Source organism: Sphingobium psychrophilum (assembly GCF_012927105.1).
Lineage (GTDB): Bacteria > Pseudomonadota > Alphaproteobacteria > Sphingomonadales > Sphingomonadaceae > Sphingobium > Sphingobium psychrophilum.
This window is the reverse complement of the sequence record NZ_JABBFV010000002.1, coordinates 110,230-126,325: the sequence shown is the minus strand read 5'-3', so window position 1 is coordinate 126,325 and position 16,096 is coordinate 110,230. Positions and strand designations below refer to the sequence as shown.

At 64.4% G+C, this 16,096-nt stretch carries 17 protein-coding genes; 11 read left to right on the top strand and 6 right to left on the bottom strand.

Annotation, left to right across the window (positions count from 1 at the left end):
- Nucleotides 1-9 precede the first annotated feature (9 nt).
- The 6 genes from HHL08_RS04010 to HHL08_RS03985 are packed head-to-tail and all read left to right on the top strand — an operon-like array spanning nucleotide 10 to nucleotide 5,038.
- Entirely contained in the window at nucleotides 10-1,179 is a 1,170-nt protein-coding gene (locus HHL08_RS04010; RefSeq protein WP_169571184.1) for an FAD-dependent oxidoreductase, read from the top strand.
- Nucleotides 1,176-1,988: an SDR family NAD(P)-dependent oxidoreductase gene (locus tag HHL08_RS04005; RefSeq protein WP_169571183.1), complete on the top strand. Its 813-nt coding sequence runs from the start codon at nucleotides 1,176-1,178 to the stop codon at nucleotides 1,986-1,988. Before HHL08_RS04010 ends, HHL08_RS04005 begins: the two co-directional genes overlap by 4 nt.
- Nucleotides 1,985-2,617, top strand: a complete 633-nt coding sequence (locus tag HHL08_RS04000) for a TetR/AcrR family transcriptional regulator (RefSeq protein WP_169571182.1) — start codon at nucleotides 1,985-1,987, stop codon at nucleotides 2,615-2,617. Before HHL08_RS04005 ends, HHL08_RS04000 begins: the two co-directional genes overlap by 4 nt.
- 4 nt (nucleotides 2,618-2,621) lie before the next feature.
- Nucleotides 2,622-3,848 (top strand): acyl-CoA dehydrogenase family protein, encoded by a 1,227-nt coding sequence (locus HHL08_RS03995; RefSeq protein WP_206377701.1) that lies wholly within the window; start codon nucleotides 2,622-2,624, stop codon nucleotides 3,846-3,848.
- A gap of 51 nt (nucleotides 3,849-3,899) precedes the next feature.
- Nucleotides 3,900-4,466 carry a gamma carbonic anhydrase family protein gene (locus tag HHL08_RS03990; RefSeq protein WP_169571181.1) on the top strand — a complete coding sequence of 189 codons (567 nt, stop codon included), beginning with the start codon at nucleotides 3,900-3,902 and terminating at the stop codon, nucleotides 4,464-4,466.
- Nucleotides 4,463-5,038: a malonic semialdehyde reductase gene (locus HHL08_RS03985; protein WP_169571180.1), complete on the top strand. Its 576-nt coding sequence runs from the start codon at nucleotides 4,463-4,465 to the stop codon at nucleotides 5,036-5,038. Before HHL08_RS03990 ends, HHL08_RS03985 begins: the two co-directional genes overlap by 4 nt.
- Before the next feature lie 33 nt (nucleotides 5,039-5,071).
- On the opposite strand, the gene HHL08_RS03980 is transcribed toward HHL08_RS03985, so the two are convergent.
- The 3 genes from HHL08_RS03980 to HHL08_RS03970 all read right to left on the bottom strand — a co-directional run bounded on the left by HHL08_RS03980 (nucleotide 5,072) and on the right by HHL08_RS03970 (nucleotide 8,291).
- Nucleotides 5,072-6,295, bottom strand: a complete 1,224-nt coding sequence (locus HHL08_RS03980; RefSeq protein ID WP_169571179.1) for a cytochrome P450 — start codon at nucleotides 6,293-6,295, stop codon at nucleotides 5,072-5,074.
- A gap of 79 nt (nucleotides 6,296-6,374) precedes the next feature.
- Nucleotides 6,375-7,538, bottom strand: coding sequence for an acyl-CoA dehydrogenase family protein (locus HHL08_RS03975; protein ID WP_169571178.1), 1,164 nt, complete (start codon nucleotides 7,536-7,538; stop codon nucleotides 6,375-6,377).
- Nucleotides 7,539-7,556: 18 nt separating this feature from the next.
- Complete coding sequence (locus HHL08_RS03970; RefSeq protein ID WP_169571177.1) at nucleotides 7,557-8,291, bottom strand: GntR family transcriptional regulator; 735 nt, start codon at nucleotides 8,289-8,291, stop codon at nucleotides 7,557-7,559.
- An 86-nt stretch (nucleotides 8,292-8,377) separates the two neighbouring features.
- Between HHL08_RS03970 and HHL08_RS03965 the strand changes: the two genes are divergently transcribed.
- On the top strand, nucleotides 8,378-8,824 hold the full coding sequence (locus tag HHL08_RS03965) for a hypothetical protein (RefSeq protein WP_235954808.1): 447 nt from the start codon (nucleotides 8,378-8,380) through the stop codon (nucleotides 8,822-8,824).
- Nucleotides 8,825-8,852: 28 nt separating this feature from the next.
- Here the strand turns inward: HHL08_RS03965 and HHL08_RS03960 are convergent, their stop codons facing one another.
- Genes HHL08_RS03960 through HHL08_RS03950 form a run of 3 tightly spaced genes read right to left on the bottom strand, consistent with a single transcriptional unit; the run spans nucleotide 8,853 to nucleotide 11,232 of the window.
- The gene (locus HHL08_RS03960) at nucleotides 8,853-9,569 is read right to left on the bottom strand and encodes a TetR/AcrR family transcriptional regulator (protein WP_235954806.1); all 717 of its coding nucleotides are present in this window, start codon (nucleotides 9,567-9,569) and stop codon (nucleotides 8,853-8,855) included.
- 6 nt (nucleotides 9,570-9,575) lie between these two features.
- A complete protein-coding gene (locus tag HHL08_RS03955; RefSeq protein ID WP_169571176.1) occupies nucleotides 9,576-9,941 on the bottom strand; it encodes a hypothetical protein in 366 nt (121 codons plus the stop codon).
- Between the two features lie 16 nt (nucleotides 9,942-9,957).
- Nucleotides 9,958-11,232, bottom strand: a complete 1,275-nt coding sequence (locus HHL08_RS03950) for an acyl-CoA dehydrogenase family protein (protein WP_235954804.1) — start codon at nucleotides 11,230-11,232, stop codon at nucleotides 9,958-9,960.
- Between the two features lie 166 nt (nucleotides 11,233-11,398).
- On the opposite strand from HHL08_RS03950, the gene HHL08_RS03945 reads away from it, so the two are divergent.
- From HHL08_RS03945 to HHL08_RS03930, 4 genes are read left to right on the top strand one after another with little or no spacing between them, the layout of a single operon-like run.
- Complete coding sequence (locus HHL08_RS03945) at nucleotides 11,399-12,235, top strand: SDR family NAD(P)-dependent oxidoreductase (protein ID WP_169571175.1); 837 nt, start codon at nucleotides 11,399-11,401, stop codon at nucleotides 12,233-12,235.
- 20 nt (nucleotides 12,236-12,255) lie between these two features.
- On the top strand, nucleotides 12,256-13,833 hold the full coding sequence (locus HHL08_RS03940; RefSeq protein ID WP_169571174.1) for a phytoene desaturase family protein: 1,578 nt from the start codon (nucleotides 12,256-12,258) through the stop codon (nucleotides 13,831-13,833).
- Between the two features lie 12 nt (nucleotides 13,834-13,845).
- Nucleotides 13,846-14,940: a phosphotransferase gene (locus tag HHL08_RS03935; protein ID WP_169571173.1), complete on the top strand. Its 1,095-nt coding sequence runs from the start codon at nucleotides 13,846-13,848 to the stop codon at nucleotides 14,938-14,940.
- Nucleotides 14,941-14,958: 18 nt separating this feature from the next.
- Complete coding sequence (locus tag HHL08_RS03930; RefSeq protein WP_169571172.1) at nucleotides 14,959-16,095, top strand: epoxide hydrolase family protein; 1,137 nt, start codon at nucleotides 14,959-14,961, stop codon at nucleotides 16,093-16,095.
- Nucleotide 16,096 lies beyond the last annotated feature (1 nt).

Below are 16,096 nucleotides of genomic sequence, written 5' to 3'. Positions count from 1 at the left end.
GTGATGGCAATGACAGGCTCCCCGCATATCGTAGTGATCGGCAGCGGTCTGGCTGGCTATGGCGTCCTGCGTGAGTTGCGCAAACTCGCGCCGGACGCCCGGCTGACCTTGGTGACGCAGGATGACGGGCATTTCTATTCCAAGCCCGCTTTGTCCACCGCGCTGGCCAAGGGCAAGGTCGCCGATACGCTGGTCACGACGGCGGCGGAGAAAATGGCGACGCAGTTGAAGCTGGACCTGCGCGCCGGGCGGGTTGTCGAGGCGATCGACCGGCAGGACAAGGCGGTGCTGACGACCGGCGGGCCGATCTTCTACGACCGGCTGGTGCTGGCGCTGGGGGCGGACCCGATACGGCCGCCGATCGATGGCGATGCGGCGCACCGGGCGATGGCCGTCAATACGATCGACCATTATCGGGAATTTCGTGAAAAACTGCCCGACGGCGCGCGCGTGCTCATCATGGGCAGCGGGCTTGTAGGCACGGAATTTGCCAATGACCTGGCGGCGAGCGGTTATCGGCCGGTCGTGGTCGACATGCTCGGTCATCCACTGGCGCAACTGGTGCCGCCCGCCGTGGGCGCGCGCATCCGCGATGCGCTGAGCGCCAAGGGCGTGGAATGGCATCTGGGCCGCAAAGTGATGGCGATCCACAAAGCTGACGGGGGCATCCGCGCGGAACTGGACGATGGGCTGGTGGTGGAGGCCGCCGTAGTGTTGTCCGCCGTTGGCCTGCGCCCGAATGTGCAACTGGCGCAGGACGCCGGACTGGACGTGGAGCGCGGCATCCTGGTCGACCAGACCGGCCGCACCAGCGACCCGGATATCTACGCGATCGGCGATTGCGCCCAATATCCCGGCGGTCTGGCCGCCTACGTCACGCCGATCATGGCTGCCGCGCGCGCGATCGCGCCCAGTGCGCTGGGTACGCCGACCGACATCCGCTTTCCGCCGCTGTCGGTGCAGGTCAAGACGACCGCCTGCCCGGTCGTGCTGCTGCCTGCGCCGCTGGGCGTGGCGGGTGCCTGGGAAGAAGCGGCGAACGACGCGATGGGCCTGAAATATCTGTTCCGCGACGGCGATGGCGCTGTCCGCGGCTATGTCTTCACACAGGATTATTGCCAGGAACGCATGGACATGGACCGTGCCCTGAGCGAGCCACTAACAGGAGTTGCGGCGTGACGGCTTTGGTACAGGACAAGGTTGCGATCGTCACCGGCGGGGCCAAGGGGTTGGGCCATGGCATATCGCGCTGTTTGGCGCGGGAGGGCGCGCATCTGCTGATCACGGGGCGCGATGGCGCGGCGGCGGAGAAGGTGGCGGCAGAGATTTCGGCGGAGTTTGGCGTGCGCGCCACCGGCATGTCCGCCGATGTCGGCGTCAAGGCGGACGTGGAAGCGATGATCGACCGCGCGGTCGCCGAATTTGGCGGCATCGACATTCTCGTCAACAATGCATCGCTGCTGTCGGACAACGTCCTGCTGGAACAGAAGACTGACGAGATGCTCAAGCGCACGCTGGAAATCGGCACCTGGGGCAGTTGGTGGGCGATGCGCGCGGCCTTCCCGCATATGAAGGCGCGGGGCGGCGGGTCGATCGTCAACTTCTATTCGATCGACGCGCAGACCGGCGCCTGGCTGCATGCCGACTATAATATGAACAAGGGCGCGATCATGGGCCTGACGCGCAGCGCGGCGGTGGAATGGGGGCGGTTCAACATTCGCACCAATGCGATCGCGCCGACCGGCATGGGTCAGGTGTTCGCACAGCTGGTACAGGACGTGCCGGGCTTTCTGGACATGGCGACCGCCAGCAACCCGTTGAAGCGCGCAGGCGACCCGGAACTGGACATCGGGCCGGTGGTGCTGTTCCTGGCGTCGGACATGTCGCGTTTCGTCAATGGCGAGCTGATCAACGTGGATGGCGGGCAGCATCTGCCCGGCTATGTGAGCGTTCCGCACAATCTTGCCGAGATGGAAGCCCAGACATGAAATTGATGCCGCACACCGACTGGAGCGACATCGTCGCCACCGATCAATCCGGCAGCGTCCAGAAAATTCTGGATGGCACGCTGCGCGCGATCGGCAGCATCGGTGCGCGGCGCCTGTCGATGAGCGACATCAGCGAGGCGAGCGGCGTGTCGCGCGGCACGCTCTACCGCTATTTCACGTCCAAGGAGGACGTTCTGGCGGCGGTCAGCGAATATATATGCAGCAGTTTCGAAAAAGGGATTATCGAAGCGGGTCAAGGCATAGCCGATCCTATCGAGCGGTTCCGCGCGGTGATGCGCTTTTACGGCCGCTTCACCATCGAACGGTCGCCCGACGGCATATTCGAGGTCGAACCGGCCTTCCACCTCAATTTCCTGCGCAGCCATTTCAGCCGCCACAAGGCCGCCGTGCAGCAGGCGCTGGACCCGGTACTTGACCATTTCGAGATGCTGACGGGCAGCCGCCTGGACCGCGACATTTTCTGCGACACGATGGTGCGGTTGCAACTGAGCACCCTCATCATTCCGGCTACGCCGCAATGGCTGGCCATCTGGAACGGGGCGCCCGACCGGTTGTGCGAATGGGCGCTGCAAATCGCCGGCCACCATGCCGAACATAAGAGAGGATGAACTGATGGCTACCCTGGCAAAGTTAGAATCCACCACAAAGGTCGGCTTCGCCGACAAGAGCGTGGCTGACGCGCTGGTCGAAAAGGCGCGCAGCCTGCGCGATTTCCTCCAGAGCGAAGCGCCTGCCGGCGAAAAACGGCGCTGCCCGACCCCGGCGGTCGACAAGATGCTGAAGGACGAAGGCTTCCTGCGCCTGCTGGTGCCGCAGCGTCTGGGCGGTTTTGGCCTGTCGCCGACCGATTTCTGCCGCGTGCAGATCGAAATTGCCAAGGGCGATCCGGCGATCAGCTGGGTCATGCAGATCATCAACGGCACCAGCTGGATCACCAGCCTGGCCCCCGATGGCGTGCAGGACGCGGTGTTCGCCGACGGTCCGCAGACGGTGTGCGGCGCGTACAACCCGCCCGGCAAGGCGCGTAAGGTCGATGGCGGATGGATCATCAACGGCAAATGGCCCTATATGTCCGGGTCGCGCCAGTCGAACTGGGCGCAGCAGGGCGTGGTGCTGGAGGATTATGACGGTCCCGTCGTTCCGGGCATCAACATGTGCTACCTGCCGATGGACGCCATGACGATCGAGGACAGCTGGTTCGTGTCGGGGATGCAGGGTACCGGGTCCGACACCGCCATCGCCAAGGACGTGTTCATTCCCGATGCGCAGATGGCGCTGATGACCGAGAGAACCGGCCAGATCGACCCGACCAAGCGCCATTTCGGTGCGCCGTCCGACCTGTTGCCCGCCGTTCCGGTGGTGCGCACGACGGGCATTGCGCAGTTGATCGGCGCGGTCGAGGCGATGCTGGAAATCGTGCGGGCCGAAGCGCCCAAGAAGCCGGTGCTGACCACCATCATCGGGCCGCGCACGAGTTCCGGCGCCTATATGCGCGACCTGGGCGAAGCGGCCGCGATGATCGACACGGCCAAGCTGATCCTGTTCGACCTGACCGCCAAGCTGGACCGGGTCGGCCTGGGCGAGGAATTCACTATGGCGGAGAAGGCCAAGCACCGGGCCGCGGGCGCGCAGATGATCGAGCTTGTCCATGGGGCAAGCGAATCGCTGATGTTCCAGGTGGGATCTTCGGCCTTTGCGCTCGACAAGCCGATCAATCGCTATTGGCGCGACGTGTCGATGGCGACGCGGCATATCCAGAATATCCCGACCATCGGCTATGAAATCTTCGGCCGCGCCATGACCGGTGCGGACCCGATTTCGCCGCCCGGCGCCTATTGATCGGCAGGACCGCCTGCCCGGATGGGTGGGCGGCCTTGTTCGAACGACGCGATGATCGCGACGTCCCCGGCCTATGTCGATCCGACCGTTCGCCTGTTCGGCGACGTGCGGCTGGGCGAGGATTGCAGCTTGTGGCCCTATGCGGTCATCCGGTGCGAGCGGGCGTTTGTCTCGGTAGGCCGCTGCGCCAGCGTGCAGGATCATGCGATGGTCCATATCGGCTGGGACGATCCGACCGTCATCGGCGATTATTGCACGATCGGCCATCGCGCGGTGGTGCATGGCTGTATCATCGAACCGGCCTGCCTGATCGGCGTGGGCGCGACGATCATGGAACGGTGCGTCATCGGCCATGGGTCGATCATCGCGGGGCATAGTTTCCTGCCCCCCGACAGCATCGTACCGCCCCATTCGCTGGTGATGGGGACGCCCGGCCGGGTCGTGCGCCGGATCGAAAAATTGCGCGACCATGTGATCGACGCGCTGCTCTATCGCGACAATGGGCGCGGCTATGCGCGGGGCGATCATCGGGTGTGGGAGCGAGCGGATCGGGAGGCGCTTGGCAGGGAGGCGGACGATATACTTGCCCGCGAGGCACCCAACTGGGGAAAGCCATGACCGACATATTGGACCGGCTGTTCCGGCAGGCCCGGACCCATAATGGCTGGACCGGCCAGCCGGTTACCGGCGATATGGTCCGCGCCCTCTATGATCTGGCCAAATGGGGGCCGACGACCGCCAACAGCAATCCCGCCCGTTTCGTCTTCATCCGTTCGGCGCAGGCGAAGGCGCGGCTGATGCCGCACATCAATGCGGGCAATGTCGATAAGGTCGCGCAAGCCCCCTGCACCGTCATCATCGCGGGCGACACGCGATTTTACGAGGCATATGATACCCTGTTCCCGTCCCGTGACATGCGGAGCGTATTCGAAGGGAAAGAGGCGCTGATTGCCGAGACGGTGGCGCGCTCATCGACCTTGCAGGGTGCCTATTTCATCATGGCGGCGCGGGCGCTGGGGCTGGATTGCGGGCCGATGTCGGGCTTCGACGCGGCGGGGGTGGATGGCGAATTTTTCCCCGATTGCCGGTGGAAGGTCAATTTCCTGTGCAATATCGGCCATGGCCAACCCGAAGCGCTGCATCCGCGCAACCCCCGCCTGGATTTCGACAAGGCGTGCCTGGACCTGTAGGGCGTCCGTCGCGAGACGAACGCCCCCCATCGATCAGGCGGCCGGCGTCCAGACCAGCGGCAGCGCGACCGGCTGGATCATGCCCAGATGGCATTCGACCGTATGACCCGGCGCAATGCGGAATTGCGGGATACGGGCGAGAAATTCCTCCATCGCGATCCGCAATTCCCGCCGCGCCAGATGCATGCCCACGCAGGTATGGATGCCAAAGCCGAAGCCGACATGGCGCGGCTTGCGGTCCAGCCGCACCTGCGTCGGCGCGTCGAACTCGGCCGGATCGCGGCCCGCGAGCGTGGTCGACATCGCGACCTTTTCGCCCGGCATGAAGCGCACGCCGCCGACTTCGGTTTCCTTGATGCAAGTGCGGAAGGTCGTGACCGCACCATAGGCGCGCATCAGTTCATCGATCGCGTGCGGGATGTCGGACGGATTGGCGCGCAGATGCGCCTGATCCTCCATCGCGCTGCCCAGATGGCGGAAATGCAGACCCATATTGGTCGAGACGGTATCAAGCCCGCCGATGAACAGGTTGAACATGAAGCCCAGCAATTCATCCTGCGTCAGTGGCCGACCGCCGATCTTGCCATGAACGCCGAAGCTGATGAGGTCGTCGCGCGGATTGGCGCGGCGATCGTCGATTTCGCCGCCCAGATAGTCGAGTACGTTGCGGGTCGCTTCGGCGATCTTGGCCAGGTCGTGATTGTGGAGCAGGTTCATTTCCCACTCCATGAACTCCGCCACCCGGTCGTGCGGCAGGCCCATCAGGTCCATGAACACCTTGATCGGAAATTCGAACGCAAATTCGCTCATGAAATCGCACGAGCCGCGCGCGGCGAAGGCATCGATATATTCGATCGCATATTGGCGGATCTTCCCCTCCAGCGCGGCCATAGCCTTGGGCGTGAAGGCGGGGTTGACCATCTGGCGGAAAGGGCCGTGGGCGGGCGGGTCCAGTTCTGCGGGCGAATTGATCCAGGTGCCGCCGACCAGTTTGGAAAAGGGCGAAAAGTCGGTCGAGGAAAAATGCTCCGTATCCAGATAGATGGCGCGCATATGCGCCATGCGCCGTGGCACCCAGGCAGCGGTGCCGCCCGGATAGGCGTGCGGCGCGTAGATAATGTCCGGGCCTTCATGCACTTCCATCGCCATGTCGTCGAACGGATCGCGATCCGTCGTCATGCCGAAGATGAAGGGAAAATCGGGCTTGACCAGATCGGCCGGCACATGGTCGGGAATGGGTTGCGGGGGGAACATCATGATCGTCTGTCTCCTTGATCGACGGGGAGGCTGCGCGCCCGCCCCCGCCATTTCACCTGTCTTTCAGAAGGGCCGGGTTTCAGAATGAGCGCGGCAGCCCCAGGCTCTCGGCGATGCCGTTGCGCACCATTTCATTGGTGATCGGGCCGATCCGCCACAGCCGGCTGTCGCGCCAGTAACGCTGCATGTCGGTTTCGGCCGAATAGCCCATGCCGCCCAAGATCTGGATGCCCATGTCGGCGGCCGCATTGGCATTTTCCGACGCCATCAGCTTGAGCATATTGGCCTCCACCCCGACATTTTCGCCCCGCGCCTGCTTGTCGGCGCAGAAATGCAGCATCAGTTCGGTGGTCTTCTGCATGGTCGCGATGTCGGCGACATAATGTTGCAAGCTCTGGAAACGGCCAATGACGCCGCCGAATGCTTTGCGCTGCTTCATATAATCGAGCGCGTCCTCCAGCACGCCGTCTATGACGCCAAGGCAGAAGGCTCCGACCATGATCCGTTCGTTGTTGAGCGTGGGCAGCAGCATGTACCAGGCCTTGTGCGGCTCCCCCAGCACCTGTTCGTCGGCGACGAAGGCATCCTCGAAATGCACCGAGCAGCTGCCCATCGAGCGCATACCGAGTTTGGCGAGCGGGGTGATCTTGACGCCCGCTGTGTTGGTCGGCACCCAGAACAGGGTCAGCCCCTGATGCTTTTTTTCAGCGTCCTTGTCGCTGCGCGCGATCACCAGCAGATAGTCGGCGACATGGGCGGAGGAAGACCAGATCTTCTCGCCATTCAGTTTCCAGCCGCCCTCGACCCGTTCCGCCGTCGTCGTCATCGCGCCGAGCAAATCGGTGCCGCCGCCCGGTTCGGTAAAGGCGATCGCAGCCTTTAACTGGCCTGTCGCGATCAGCGGCAGATATTTCGCCTTTTGTTCGGGCGAACCATAGAGGCCAATCGATTTCGACCCGGCAAAGCTGGTGATGCCCCAGATCCAGGCGAGGCCGCCCAGCGAGCGGGCCAGTTCGCGCGCCAAAAGCATCTGCATGACGACATCGCCGCCCTGCCCGTCATATTCTTCCGATATGCCGATGCCGTGGAAGCCGGCCTCGGTGAATTTGTCCCACAGGGCGAAGGGGTAGTTATGTTCGTCCTTCTCCAGCGCGCGCGCCCATTCCTTGGGTACTTCCTTGTCGACCCAGCGCCGCACCATGTCCTGAAAGGAACGATATTCCTCGGGCAATTCGAAATCCATTTCCTGTGTCTCTCTTGCTTATCGGGAAGGGCGATCGGATGCGGCCGGGCAGCCCGCGTCCGCAATGGCGATCAGACGCGTGGCCATGCGATCGAGGCAGGCCAGCACGCCGGGATGGTCGCCCGCCTTGAACGCGGTCAGGATCGCCTGATGCTGTTCCAGGCCAATCGTCGTCAGCGTCTGGAGGCCATGCAGCAGGATGAAGCGGGCGATCAGCCCGCGCCGGTCGAGCGTCGAGCGCAGTAGTTCGCGGTTCGCCGACGCTGTGATGAAGATGGTGTGGAAATCCAGCCCCGCGGCAATCGCTCCTGCATGGTCGTCCCCGTCCAGCGCCGTGCGATAGTCGGCGATCGCCTGATCGAGCAGCGCGGTTTCCCCTGCGCCAATATGCTCCATCCCCCAGTCATAGCCCAGCCGCCACAATTCCCATTGCACGCGCAACAGGTCGCGGGTCGCCGCAAAATCGATTGGCGTCACGCGCTTCAGCCGATGCGCCTCTATCTCCACCAGCCCTTCGGAGGCCAGCGTACCCAGCGCCTCGCGGATCGGGGTGGCGCTGACGTTGAGGCTGGCGGCGAGCGCGGTTTCGCGCAGCAACGTGCCCGGCGCGATGATGCCGGAGACGATCGCGTGACGCAGACGATCGACCACGGCCTGCCGCAAGGTCGAGGGCGAACGCAACGGCTCGCCCATCAGCGCAGCTGGCGGTGCGAGGGTTGTGGTGGTGGTCGATGCCAGATGCTGCAATTCCATAGTCTATAGAATGGTCTGGCCCGGTGCCCTTCCGCGCCTCTCCGGCGATAGGGTCGGCCCGCTTCCAGAGCCGTTAGGGCGGCATCATGACTTGCCCCACATGCCGCGCGCCGCTCAACGGCTATGGAAATGGTTGCGCCGCCTGCGGCCATATCGGCGGCAACCTGCGCCGGGCATTGCTGTGGACGTTGATCCCGACGGGGATAATCGCCGTCGCCCTGGGCGCATCGATCGCCATCGCCGAAGCGTATCGGACCGGCAGCAGCCGTAATCCCTACAGCAACGCCATCGAGGTGCGCGACGCGACCGGACGCAGCCAATCCTTCGCCACGCTGATGCATGATGCGGGGCAGGTTTGCGCCCGAACCACACGGTCGCTGTTTCGCGGCGACATCGGCACCAATGCGGCCTGGTCCATCCGCTGCGGCGACACTGGCGACTGGATGATCCTGATCGCGGGCACGGGCGCGACCCGCGTGGCGCAATGCGGCCCACTCGAAAAGGCCGGCACGCCATGCTGGACGCCGCTGTGATGACGCCAACGCGGCACGACAGGCGCGATTAGCTGGCTGGAACTCCGTGATTTGTGGACCACCAGTCCAGAACCGGCCCATCCTTCGCCAGACGCAGCCACACGCGATCCAGCACGGCGGCCACTGCCAAAGGCGGCGTGTCCAGCGCGTAGAAGGTGCGCGCAATCATCTCATCCATATAGGCACGCGGACCGGCGACCGACGGGCGCATCAGCCGTCGCCGCGCCTCGATCGTCACGCCGACGATCAGGTCCACTGCCACGTCGATCAACACGAACGCCATCTGGCCCTGGCTGCGGGCGGCGTCCAGCGCATCGCGTACCATGAGGTCGAAAGTGCTGGCCCGCTCGAAATAATCGACATAGTCGACCCGGCAGGTGAAGCCGGCCCAGCGCGGATCGTGCCAGGCGCGCAGCATGGCCATCGCCGCGCCGCCCACCGCGCGCAACAGCGGATCGTCGCCATCGTCGAACAGGCGGCGATAGTCGCCGATCATGCCGGCCGTCAGCCGTTCGCCCAGCGCATCGACGGCCGCTTCGAGCGAATCGAAATATTTGTAGAAACTGCCGCGCGACACGGCGGCTGCCTGGATCACGTCGTCGATCACCAGATGGCCGTTCGCCTGCCCCGGCTGATACAGGTCGAACACCGTATCGAGCAGCCGGTTGCGCATCAGTTCCCGCCGCAGCGCCGCCGCGCGGCTGCGCGGATCGATGGCGGGCGGGACGGATGCTGTGTGCGACATGGCCTGCTACTGCATCGGATGGAAATAGCGCGCAAGCAGGCTGCCATCGTCGCCGAACACATAATGTTCGATGCTATAGACTTTGACCGGATTCCCTTCATGCACGCCTTCGTTGCGGACGTAGATGACCGCTTCGTTGCCGCTGACCTTCACATCCTCCACCACTAGCTGCCAGCCGAGAAACTGATCGCATAGCGCCTCCAGCTTGTCCCACCCCGCCTCCACCGGGGCCGTCGCAGGGTCCTGCACCTTGAACCCGCCCGGCGCGATGGCGCGGAAGGCAGCCATGAAATCATCGATCCGGCCTTCGCTGAACATGACGGCTTGGCTGGTCAGAAATGTTGCTATCTCCTGCGTCGTGGGTATCGGCATCCATTCTCTCCTGTTGTTATGCTGTTGCCCAAGCGGGTGCGGGCGCAATGTCCGGCAGCAGGCGGATGTTGGACGGCATGCCCGCAATCGCGCGGCCGTACAGCTCGATCGACAGCGGCGCGTTGAGCGCATTGTGGCGGGTGCCGACATTGAGGTCGCGCCAGATGCGCTGCAATGGACTGGCCAGCGCAAAGGCGCTCGGCCCCGCCACGTCCATCAGCCGGTTGCCCGCCGCGCGCAGCAATTCCATCGCATAGCCGCAATCGGCCTGGATCTGCGCCTTGTCATAGCCGGTCAGCACCCGTTGCTGCGCGCTATCATCCAGCAACGCGGCGGCGCGGCGGATGTGGAGCCAGGCCGAATCGATCTCCATTGCCGCCCGGCCCATCAGGCCGACCAGCCCCTCCGACCCGGCCTGGCTGGCATAGGTCCACCCCACCACGGGCCGCCCGGCCATGGCCTGCGTCACGCCCTCCAGTAGAGCGCTCGCCGCGCCCAGCATCGGCGCCAGCACGCCCAGCGGAAACAGCGGCTCCATCGGCCAGCGGTCGCGCGGTTCCAGCCCCGCCATCGTCAGCAGCAGATCGGCCGACGGCGCGCGCCCCGTCCACAGGATCAGCGCGTCGGGCACGAACAAGTCCTCCGCCACGATCATGTTGCTGCCCGATCCGGCCATGCCCGCGACATGCCAGTTATCCTCGATCCGGCAGGCCGCATCGCGCAGGTCGAGAAAGGCCATGGCCGCTTCGCCCCCTTGCGCGGTGTCCACCATGACGCCGTTCAATGCCCAGTCGGCGTGGAGGCAGCCCGATCCATAGCCCCAGCGGCCCGACACGCGATAGCCGCCCGCCACCGCCACCGCCTTGCCGGTCAGGGCCGACGCGCTGCAAAATAGTTCGTCCCCGCTGCGGAACAGCAGCTCGGTCGCCGATGGCGGCAGCGCCAGTGCGGTGCCGGTGATCCCCGACAAGAGGCCATAGGCCCAAGCGGTGCCGACGCAGCCCTTGGCCAGTTCCGCCACCGTTTCGATATGGGTGATGAGGCGATGGCCAGGCCCGCCTGCACGGCGCGGCGCCGTGATGTGAAACAGGCCGGACTCCTGTAGCGCCGCCATCACCGGCGCGACGATCCGCCGTTGCCGCTCGCAATCGTCGGCGTGGCGTTCCAGCAAGGGCCGCAGCGATGCCGCGACCCTGACAGGGTCCGTCACTTGGGCGACGCGACTGTGTGTCTGCATCATTTCGACCGGCATGATCGGCTCCCCTCCATCCTCGTGAACATATAATGACATTATTGTCGTTATATGCAATGGCCAATCGTCGGTGGGATTTCATCTGCTGCTTTGGGAAGCCCCCCTGCCTCCCGATAGGCAGAGTGAAGACAATTGCCTTATAGGGTCTGGCGATAGCCATCAGAGAGCCGGCAAACGGCTGGCACCAAGAGAGGATTTTCATCCGATGCGTAAGATCGACCTGCCTGCATTCGATGCCGCCGCCTTCGCTGCGGCCTATGGTCCCTGGGCCGTCATCGCGGGCGCTTCGGAAGGCACCGGAGCGTGCTATGCACGGCAACTGGCCGCCGTGGGCATCAACCTGGTGCTGGTCTCGCGCCGCCTGCCCGCGCTGGAAGCGCTGGGACAGGAGTTGGCCGCCGAACATGGCATCGCCTTTCGCGCGCTGAGCGCGGACCTGACGGAAACCGGCGCGGGATCGCGCCTGGTGGAGGCGACGGCAGACCTGGATATCGGCCTCTATATCTCCAACGCGGGAGCGGACGGCGCGGGCAACAGCTTCTTTGGCGTGCCGGTCGAACGGTCGCTGCGCCTGCTGACTATGAACGCCGCCAATGTGCTGGAGGCCGTCCATGGCTTTGGCAACCGGTTCCAGGCGCGTGGCAAGGGCGGTTTCGTCATCATGTCGTCGGGCGCGGGCCTGGGTGGGCAGCCATGGCTGGCGATGTATTCGGCGACCAAGGCGTTCGAGCTGAATTTCGTCGAATCGCTGTGGGCCGAGCTGGACGGCCAGAATATCGACATTGTCGGCGTCGCCGCGCCGATCATGGACACGCCCACCCTGCGCCGCGCGACCGAGGGGCTGGGGATGGATTATAGCATCGCTTATGATCCGGCCGAAGTGTGCGCGCTGGCGCTGGCCATGCTGGGCAAGGAGCCGCTGGTGATCGTGCCCGATGGTCCCGACGAAGACAAAATCCCGCAGATCCAGGCCGACCGCAAAACCCGCCTGCTGGCGCTGGCGGAATGGGGCAAGGCCTATACCGCCGCCGCCACCGCCTGAAGCAACAGAGGACAGAGAGCATGACCGATCAGGTGGACGTCGTCGTCATTGGAGCCGGGCATAATGGCATGGCCGCGGCCGGCTATCTGGCGCGCGAGGGCAAGAAGGTGCTGGTCGTCGAGCGGATGGCCAAGGTCGGGGGGATGACCAGTTCGGGCTATATGATACCCGAAGCGCCCAATCATCTGGTGACGCCCTGCGCCGTCGAGCTGCTGTTCGCGCGCAAATCCGGCATTATCGAGGATTTCGAGCTGGCCAAATTTGGGCTGAAGACCGTCGATCCCGACCCGACCTATGCCTATCTGCATCCCGACGGCAGCTCGATCGCTTTATTCTACGACTATCATCGCACGGCCGAGGATATCGCCCGGATCAACCGCAATGACGGCAAAGCCTATCTGGAATTCATGAAGACGCTGAACGTCATGATGGACATCGGATTTCCAATGATGATGGCGGAGCCGGGCCGCCCGGACATGAAGAATCTGTCCAAGATCATCGGCAGTGCGGTGCGCAACGTGCGGTTGAAAGATGAACTGGTGGCCCTGTCAAAGGCGACCGCCGATCAGGTCGCGTGCGAACGGTTCGAACATCCCGCGACCATCGCGTTGCTGCTGGGCATCGCAGCGGGTGCGGGGCCGGTGGACGATGACGGCAATGCGGCGGCCTATATGATTTTCGCCGTCACCCACAAATATGGCACCGGCAAGCCGATCGGGTCGCTCCAGTCCTTTTCCGACGCGCTGGCGCGCAGCATCGAAGCGTCCGGTGCGACGATCCAGCTCAACGCCCCGGTCGCCGAAATCATCGTCGATGATGGCGCGGCGAAGGGCGTGCGGCTGGAGGATGGCCGGGTGATCCGGGCGAAGATGGTCATTGCCACCTGCGACCCGCGCACCGCCATGCGCCTGACCACGCCGGGCGGCGTCGATCGCGCGCTGATGCAGCGGATCGAACATGCGCCGTCCAACCGGTCCAACGCGGCGCCGTTCCTGGCCAATATCGCCATGTCGGGACCGTTGAGCCTGAAGAAGCATCAGGATTTGCGCCATGACGATGCGGACCTGAACAAGGCGGTCGGGCTGATCGGCACGCCCGAAGAGGTGCGGGACTCCTTTGCCACCGCGCGGCGCGGCGACATTCCCGACCGGCACGCCATGTCATTGAGCCCACTGTCGAACAGCGACCCGACGCAGGCGCCGCCGGGCGGATCGCTGGCCTATGTCTATCTGCCCGCCATGGCAGTGGACGCGCGCGAAGGCTGGTCGCCCGCGCTTAAGGACAAGACCATGTCATCGGTCATCAGCCATCTGGGCGAATATTATGACGGGCTGGACGCCGAAGTCGGTCGCTTCGTGGAAACCGCGCGGGAGCGGGAAAAGCGGCTGAACGTCACCAATGGCTGCGTCACCCATATCGATTTCGGCGCGTTGCGTTCGGGCGTGCATCGCCCAGCCACCGGCTTTGGCGGTCCCAAGCCGCCCTTCCCCGGTTTCCTGATCGGCGGCGCAGGCGCGCATCCAGGTGGTGGCGTGTCGGGCATTGCCGGGCGCATTGCGGCCAACCGCGCGTTGCGCGAACTCAAGAAGATGAAATAAGGGATGGATGCCATGACAAGTCTCGCAAATCCGGTCGGCATCCCCGCCCGGCTGGAGGATGTGACCGCAGACTGGCTGACGCAGATCATGCAGTCGCGCTATCCCGGCATCGTGGTGGAGGGGATGGAGAAGGTCTTCCTGCGCAACAGCCACACTACCAAATATCAGGTCAAGCTGACGCTCAACGATGTCGGCAAGGCGGCGGGCATCCCCGACAATGTCTGCCTGAAGGCCAATTGGGCGCAGTTCGAAAGCCAGGGCATCTGCCGCCTGGAAGCCCGCTTCTACGAGGATTTCCGTCGCCTCGTCGCCTTCCCCGCGCCCCGCTCCTTCTTCGAGGCATGGGACCCGCGCGAGGATAGCGGCCAGGGACTGGTCGTGATGGAGGATCTGTCGATCGAGGGCGGCCATTTCGGCGTCAGCACCGATCATATGGGCGTGGAGGAAGCCGCACGCGCCGTTGCCAGTCTGGCTAAAATCCATGGCGCCTTCTGGGACAGCCCGGCGCTGCACGCGGCCGATTGGCTGCCGGTGTCGATGGTGACGCCGGTGGACGCGCAGCAACTGCACATGATGTACAGCTTTGCTGAGAAGAACCATGCCAAGCCCGACTATCAGGCCTTCCTGCCCGGCTGGATCAAGGGCGACCTGTCGCGCCTGCACACCGTATTCGACGCGCTGGTCGATTTCGCGCAGCATAAGGAACAGGGACCATGGTGCCTGGTCCATGGCGACAGCCATCAGGGCAACAGCTATCTGCGCCCCGATGGCGAGCGCGTGTGGCTCGACTGGCAACTGGTGCGCAAGGGGCGGCCGATCCGCGACTTCACCTATTTCCTGCTCGGCGCGCTGACGATCGAGGAGCGGCGCGCGAATGACCGCGACCTGTTACGCCATTATCGCCGTTGCCTGATCGAAACTGGCGCGCTGAATGTGCCGGACGACGAGACGCTATGGGAATATTATCGGCGCTGGCCGCCCTATGCGATGCAGGCGTGGATCGCGAATATGGACGAATGGGGCCAGAAGGGGATGCACATCGTCGAGCGTATCTTCGTCGCTGGCGAGGATCTGCGCACGGTCGAAGCGCTGGGCGTCACCTTTTAACGATCAGGGGAAAGCGCCATGCCCGATTCCATTACGCCCTTCACCGTAGCCGTGCCGCAAGCCGCTCTGGACGATCTGCGCCGGCGGATCAGCCACACGCGCTGGCCAGCAGCGGAGACGGTTGCGGACTGGAGCCAGGGCGTGCCGATCGCCGCGATGCGCGACCTGTGCGCCTATTGGGCCGATGGCTATGACTGGCGGCGATGCGAGGGGGCGCTCAACGCCCTGCCTCAGTGCACCACGCAAATCGAGGGCCTGTCGATCCATTTCCTGCATGTGCGCAGCCCCCGGCCCGATGCCGTGCCACTGATCCTGACCCATGGCTGGCCCGGATCGGTGCTGGAATTCATGAAGGTCATAGGCCCGCTCAGCGATCCTGCCCCGGACGCGCCTGCCTTCCACCTCGTCATCCCGTCCCTGCCCGGCTATGGTTTTTCCGACAAGCCCATCGCGACAGGATGGGGCGTCGAGAAGATCGCTGATGCGTGGATCACGCTCATGCGGCGGCTGGGCTATGATCGCTTCTTCGCGCAGGGTGGCGATTGGGGCGCGGCGGTCACGACAGCCATGGCCATGGCCGCGCCGTCGGAACTGGCGGGCATCCACCTCAACATGCCGCTGGTCTTTCCCGAGGCCGGCGACTTTGCCGACCTGACCCCCGCCGAAGCCAAGACGGTCGAACGGATGCAATATTATCAGGATCATGATGCGGGCTATGCCAAGTTGCAAGGCACGCGGCCGCAGACGGTCGGCTATGCGCTGGCTGATTCGCCGGTTGGGCAGGCAGCCTGGATCTACGAGAAATTCCAGGCATGGACCGACAATGGCGGCGTGGCCGAAGATGCGCTGAGCCGCGACGACATGCTGGATATGATCAGCCTCTACTGGCTGACCAACAGCGCCGCGTCGTCGGGGCGACTCTATTGGGAGAGCGCCGGTGCGTTCAAGGCGCAGCGGCTGGAGCAGCCGGTGGGCGTCAGCATCTTCGCGCAGGAAATCTTCCGCCCCTCGCGCCGCTGGGCCGAACGCAGCTATCCCGACCTAGTCCATTGGAACGAACTGCCGGTCGGCGGCCATTTCGCGGCGTTCGAGCAGCCTGCGCTTTTTGCGGAAGAATTGCAGGCCTGCTTTGGCGCGATGCAGGCCCGCGCTTGAT

What these genes read in the sequence shown, in the direction of transcription:
- HHL08_RS04010 (WP_169571184.1), top strand. Translation starts at nt 10, where the DNA reads ATGACAGGCTCCCCGCATATCGTAGTGATCGGCAGCGGTCTGGCTGGC.
- HHL08_RS04000 (WP_169571182.1), top strand. Translation starts at nt 1,985, where the DNA reads ATGAAATTGATGCCGCACACCGACTGGAGCGACATCGTCGCCACCGAT.
- HHL08_RS03995 (WP_206377701.1), top strand. Translation starts at nt 2,622, where the DNA reads ATGGCTACCCTGGCAAAGTTAGAATCCACCACAAAGGTCGGCTTCGCC.
- HHL08_RS03990 (WP_169571181.1), top strand. Translation starts at nt 3,900, where the DNA reads ATGATCGCGACGTCCCCGGCCTATGTCGATCCGACCGTTCGCCTGTTC.
- HHL08_RS03985 (WP_169571180.1), top strand. Translation starts at nt 4,463, where the DNA reads ATGACCGACATATTGGACCGGCTGTTCCGGCAGGCCCGGACCCATAAT.
- HHL08_RS03980 (WP_169571179.1), bottom strand. Translation starts at nt 6,295, where the DNA reads ATGATGTTCCCCCCGCAACCCATTCCCGACCATGTGCCGGCCGATCTG.
- HHL08_RS03975 (WP_169571178.1), bottom strand. Translation starts at nt 7,538, where the DNA reads ATGGATTTCGAATTGCCCGAGGAATATCGTTCCTTTCAGGACATGGTG.
- HHL08_RS03970 (WP_169571177.1), bottom strand. Translation starts at nt 8,291, where the DNA reads ATGGAATTGCAGCATCTGGCATCGACCACCACCACAACCCTCGCACCG.
- HHL08_RS03965 (WP_235954808.1), top strand. Translation starts at nt 8,378, where the DNA reads ATGACTTGCCCCACATGCCGCGCGCCGCTCAACGGCTATGGAAATGGT.
- HHL08_RS03960 (WP_235954806.1), bottom strand. Translation starts at nt 9,569, where the DNA reads ATGTCGCACACAGCATCCGTCCCGCCCGCCATCGATCCGCGCAGCCGC.
- HHL08_RS03955 (WP_169571176.1), bottom strand. Translation starts at nt 9,941, where the DNA reads ATGCCGATACCCACGACGCAGGAGATAGCAACATTTCTGACCAGCCAA.
- HHL08_RS03950 (WP_235954804.1), bottom strand. Translation starts at nt 11,232, where the DNA reads ATGTCATTATATGTTCACGAGGATGGAGGGGAGCCGATCATGCCGGTC.
- HHL08_RS03945 (WP_169571175.1), top strand. Translation starts at nt 11,399, where the DNA reads ATGCGTAAGATCGACCTGCCTGCATTCGATGCCGCCGCCTTCGCTGCG.
- HHL08_RS03940 (WP_169571174.1), top strand. Translation starts at nt 12,256, where the DNA reads ATGACCGATCAGGTGGACGTCGTCGTCATTGGAGCCGGGCATAATGGC.
- HHL08_RS03935 (WP_169571173.1), top strand. Translation starts at nt 13,846, where the DNA reads ATGACAAGTCTCGCAAATCCGGTCGGCATCCCCGCCCGGCTGGAGGAT.
- HHL08_RS03930 (WP_169571172.1), top strand. Translation starts at nt 14,959, where the DNA reads ATGCCCGATTCCATTACGCCCTTCACCGTAGCCGTGCCGCAAGCCGCT.